Raw genomic sequence first — 4970 nt, forward strand, 5'->3', positions numbered from 1 at the left:
CCTGGCCGCGCTGCTGAGCGTGGCCCCGCTGCTCTACCAGATGCGCTTCTACGAGGAGCTGGTCTACCGTGCGGTCATCCCGGCGGGCTGGGACATGGCGATGTCCTTCAGCCTCATCGTGCTGGTGCTGGGGCTGGTCTACCGCCTGCTGGGTCCGGTGATGCCCTCGCTGGTGCTGGTCTTCCTGGCCTACAACCTCTACGGCCACTACGTCCCCGGCACCTTCCGCGGGGCGAAGAACGGCATCGACCTGATCCTGGGCAAGACCTACAACGAGACCGAGGCGGGGATTTACGGCCTGATCACCGGGGTCTCGGCCAAGTACCTGGTCTACTTCACCATCCTCTCGGGCCTGATCGGGGCGCTGGGGCTGGGGCGCATCGTGGCGAACCTGGCGCTGGCGATGGTGGGCCGCACCCCCATGACCCCCGGGCGGGCCACCGGCGTGGCCTCGGTGTTCATGGGGATGTTCAGCGGCTCGGGCGCCGCCGACACGCAGTTCGTGGCGACGCTGACCAAGCCGCTGTACGAGCGGGCGGGCTACGACCGCCTGATCGGGGCGGGGCTGGTAGCCACGGCGGGCACCATCGCCCTCATCACCCCCCCGGTGCTGGGGAGCATCGCCTTCGTGATGGTGGAGGTCCTGCAGATCCCCTACCTCACGGTGGTGGTCATGGCCATCGGGCCCTGCCTGCTCTACCTGCTGTCGGTGCTGGCCTTCAACGAGTTCTACGCCCGCAAGGCCAAGCTGCCGCCGGTGGGCGCCGACCTCGCCATGAGCCGCCGCCGCTACATAGCCCGCTACAGCACCATCTTCCTGCCCATCCTGCTGATCATCGTGATGCTCTACCGGGGCTTCGAGGTCAGCACGGCGGTGAGCCTGGCGATGCTGGGCTTCGTGCTCATCACCTACCTCGACCCCACCCTGCGCCCGCGGGGCCTCATGCCCATCCTCGAGGGCCTCGCCGACGGCTTCCGCCAGCTCATCCCCATCGGCACGGCCATCGTGGCGGCCAACCTGATCTTCGGCATGATGGTGATCACCGGGTTGCCCTCGAAGTTCTCGATCTTCCTGGGCCAGGTCTCGGGCGAGAGCCTGCTGCTGGCGACGGCCGTGACGGCTGTGTTCAGCCTGATCCTGGGCATGGGCATCCCGCCCACCGCCACCTACGTGCTCACCTCCTCGCTCACCGCCCCCGCCATCGTCAAGATCGCCGAGGCCAACGGCATCCCGGCCGGGGCCGCGCTGCTGGCGACCCACATGTTCCTCTTCTACTACGCGGTGCTCGCCGACGTGACCCCGCCGGTGGCGCTCTCGGCGTACGCGGCGGCGTCGGTGTTCAAGACCAACCCGCTGGTGACGGGGATCTACGCCGCGCGGGTGGCGCTGTCGAAGTACCTGGTGGGCTTCTTCTTCCTCTTCGCCTTCGCGGGGACCGGGCTGCTGATCCTGCCGGTGCTGCAGGACACCACCCTAGGCCTGTCGCTGGCGCAGAAGTGGGGCATCATCGCCGAGCGCTTCCTGGCCGTGGGGGTGGGGATCGTCTTCCTCTCGGCGGCCACGGTGGGCTATACCCGCCGCACCCTGCAGCGCTGGGAGAGCTGGGTGCTGGGCGTCCTGGGCGTGGCCTGTTTCACCCCCTACTGGTACATAAACCTGATCGCGGGGGGGCTGGGGCTGCTGTGGTTCTTCGTCCTGGCGCGGCCCGAGCCCAAGACCGAGCCCTCGCAGCAGGCGGCGGATTAAGCGTGTAGGGAGGCTCGAGCGCCAAGGGGCAGCCGCCGTGCTGCCCCTTCGGCGTTGTGGTAGCTTCGAGGCCAGATGGCCTCGCGCTCGCCCCGGCCCGCCCACCACCTCCTGGCCCAGCAGCTCAAGGAGCAGTTGCGGGGGCTCGAGCCCGGCTCCCGCCTGCCCACCGTGCGCGAGCTGGTCACGCGCTACGGGGTGAGCCCGGTGACGGTCAACAAGGCGCTCGGCCACCTCGCGCAGCAGGGGCTGGTGGTGGTGCGGCCCGGCAGCGGCACCTACGTCGCCGAGGCCAGGCCGGCCCCGGAGGACTACGGCTGGCAGGAGGTCGCGCTGGGGCAGCGGCTCGACCCCACCGCGGGCATCCGCGACCTGATGGTGCCCGCCAAGGCCGGGATGATCCCGCTGGGCGAGGCCTACCCCGACCGCTCGCTCACCGCGCTGAGGGAGATCCAGGCTGCCACCCGGCGGGTGGCTAGGCGGCTCGAGGTCTGGGACTGGGCCCCCGCCGAGGGCCTGGAGAGCCTGCGCAGCGTGGTGGCGGGCGAGCTCGGCGCGGGCGTCACCTCGCGCGACGTGCAGATCACGCCCGGGGCGCAGGCCGCGCTCTCGACGGTGTTCCGGGCGCTGGCCGCCCCCGGCAGCCCCCTCCTGATGGAGTCGCCCACCTACCCCGGGGCCGTCGGGGTGGCCCGCAGCCTGGGGCTCAACCCGGTCCCCGTGCCCACCGACGCCGAGGGGGTGCGGCCCGACCTGCTGCAGGAGGCCTTCGCCAAGAGCGGGGCCCGGGTGTTCTACTGCCAGCCCCTGCACGCCAACCCCAGCGGCGCGGTGCTCTCGGCGGAGCGCCGCAGGGCGGTGCTGAGGGTGGCCGAGGCCGCCGGGGCCTTCGTGGTGGAGAACGACTACGCCCGGGGCCTGACCTTCGAGGGCGAAGCGCCCCCGCCGCTGGCGGCGCTCGAGCCCGCCCGGGTGGTCTACGTGCGGCCGTTCTCCAAGACCACTGCCCCTGGACTGCGCGTGGCCGCCGTGGTGGCCAAGGGCCCCGCCGGGTCGCGCATCCGCTCGCTGCGGGTGCTCGACGACCACTTCGTCTCGGCGCTGCTGCAGGAGGTGGCGGTGGACGTGCTGACCTCCCCCTCGCGCCGCGCCCACCTCCAGCGCCTGCAGGCCGAGCTGCGCCGGCGCCGGGACAGCGCCCTCGAGCACCTGCGCCAGGCGCTGCCCCAGCTAAGGCCCTGGCGGGTGCCCACCGGCAGTGTGTTCCTGTGGCTGCGCCTGCCCGAGGGCTGGGACGACGTGGAGGTCTCGAGGCGGGCCATGCTGGCGGGCGTGCAGGTTTTCCCGGGCCGGATCTTCTTCCCCGGCGAGCCCTCGGGGGCCTTCCTGCGCCTGAGCTACGCCGCCGTGCCCCCCGAGGGCCTCGAGGAAGGTATCCGCCGGCTGGCCGAGGCCCTGCGGGCTCGAGGCTGACGTGTTATCATTGGGCGCGAAATCCCGGAGTATCGTTACTCGAATACAGCGATCGGGGCTTTGAGCGTTACTCATCCGGTTCGCGCGAACACGGCCGGAACGCCGTTCTGCTCTGATGGAGTGTGGGGATCGATGCTGAAGCGGACACTGGGGCTGGCGTTTCTGATCGGCGGGCTCCTGGCGGGGTTGGCCCAGGAGACCGGGCTCGGCGACTACAAGACGCGGCTGGTGCGCTACGCCACCGTGGACCGCGTCGACGGGCTCATCCGCGACCTCTACGTCGCCCCGGAGGGCCTCGAGGCCGTGCGGAAGGGGCAGCCGCTGCCGCCGGGAACGGTGGTGCTCGTGGACCTGCACCAGGCCAAGCCCAACGGCCGGGGGGGCTTCGTGCGGGAGGGCGGCTTCTTCGTGCGGGCCTCCGACGAGCCCTACGTGCACACCATGACCCGGCTCGAGGGCCAGGACAGCCTCACCTCCTGGCGCTTCGGGGCCTTCGACCCCCGCACGGGCGAGCTCGAGCCCGGCGCGGAGGTGCCCGGCGACTGCCTGGAGTGCCACCGCACCGCCCTGACCACCGAGATGCTCTTCAGCTACCCCCAGCTCCAGGCCTTCGCCCGCAGCGGCGAGGTGCAGCGCAGCTTCTGCAAACAGCCCGGCCGCCAGCTCTGCTAGAGCGAAAGGAGAACCATGCGCACACCCTTCTTCCTGGCCTCCGGCCTGCTCGCCCTGGCCTCGCTCGCCGCCGCCGCGCCCACGCTGGTCAACTTCGACCCCGCGCAGGACGCGGTGCAGCCCTCGCTCGACCTCGACCGGCAGGGCCGGGCGGTGGTGGCGTGGGTCGAGAAGACCGAGGGGGTCTACAAGGCCTACGTGCGCCGCTGGGAGGGCAGTGGCTGGAAGCGGCTGGGCGGGGCGCTCAACCGCGAGGCCGCCTGGAACGCCTCCTACGCGCTGGTGCGCGTGGCCCCCGACGGCCAGCCGGTGGCCGCCTGGACCGAGAAGAACCCGGTGTTCCAGGGCAAGCTCGCGGGCAACGGCAAGCTCTACGCCGCGCGCTGGGACGGCCAGGCCTGGCAGGCGCTGGGCGACTCCCCCAGCAACAGCCCCCTCACCACCTCCGACATCCCCCGCATGGCCCTCGACCCCCAGGGCAACCCCTACCTGCAGTGGAGCGAGATGACCCCCGACTTCAACGGCGACAGCGTGTACGTCGAGCGCTGGACCGGCCTCGAGTGGCAGACGGTGGACAACGGCTCCCTCAGCACCGACATCAGCGGCTCGTCGCGCTCGAGGGACATCGCGGTGAACTCCAAGGGCCAGGCCGTCCTGGCCTGGAGCATCCAGCTCTACAAGGAGGGCGAGGGGCCGCTGGGGTTCAACGTGTACGCGGGGACCTTTAATGGCAAGAACTGGGTCCCCTTCGGCCAGTCCCTCAACGCCGACCCCTACAACTACGCCGCCGGGGTCTCGGTGGCCCTCGACCGCCAGGACCGCCCGGTGGTGGCCTACCACGAGGCCGGGGGCGGCAAGGGCTACAACGTCTACGTCAAGCGTTGGGAGGGCAAGCGCTGGGTGCAGTTCGGCCAGAGCGTCAACGCCCTCAGCGGCGGCGGTTCCCAGCCCAAGGTGGTGCTCGACGCCAGGGGCAACCCTGTGGTGGGCTGGCTCGAGAACGCGGGGCGGCTCGAGCTGCGCGTGGCGCGCTGGGACGGTAAACAGTGGGTACGGCTGGGCCCGGCGGTGAGCACCA

4 protein-coding genes are annotated in these 4970 nt (G+C 71.3%); all 4 read left to right on the plus strand.

Annotation, left to right across the window (positions count from 1 at the left end; all coding sequences use genetic code 11):
• The coding region (locus tag Mterra_RS18575) for a TRAP transporter permease (RefSeq protein WP_119316496.1) at nucleotides 1–1747 on the plus strand (1747 nt) is incomplete at its 5' end.
• Nucleotides 1748–1822: 75 nt separating this feature from the next.
• Nucleotides 1823–3220 (plus strand): aminotransferase-like domain-containing protein, encoded by a 1398-nt coding sequence (locus tag Mterra_RS18580; protein WP_119316497.1) that lies wholly within the window; start codon nucleotides 1823–1825, stop codon nucleotides 3218–3220.
• Nucleotides 3221–3352: 132 nt separating this feature from the next.
• Complete coding sequence (locus tag Mterra_RS18585; protein WP_119316498.1) at nucleotides 3353–3892, plus strand: cytochrome P460 family protein; 540 nt, start codon at nucleotides 3353–3355, stop codon at nucleotides 3890–3892.
• 15 nt (nucleotides 3893–3907) lie between these two features.
• Nucleotides 3908–4970: hypothetical protein (locus Mterra_RS18590; RefSeq protein WP_119316499.1), on the plus strand; the 1063-nt coding region annotated here is incomplete at its 3' end.

The sequence above is a fragment of the Calidithermus terrae genome (genome assembly GCF_003574345.1).
GTDB classification, from domain to species: Bacteria; Deinococcota; Deinococci; order Deinococcales; family Thermaceae; genus Calidithermus; species Calidithermus chliarophilus.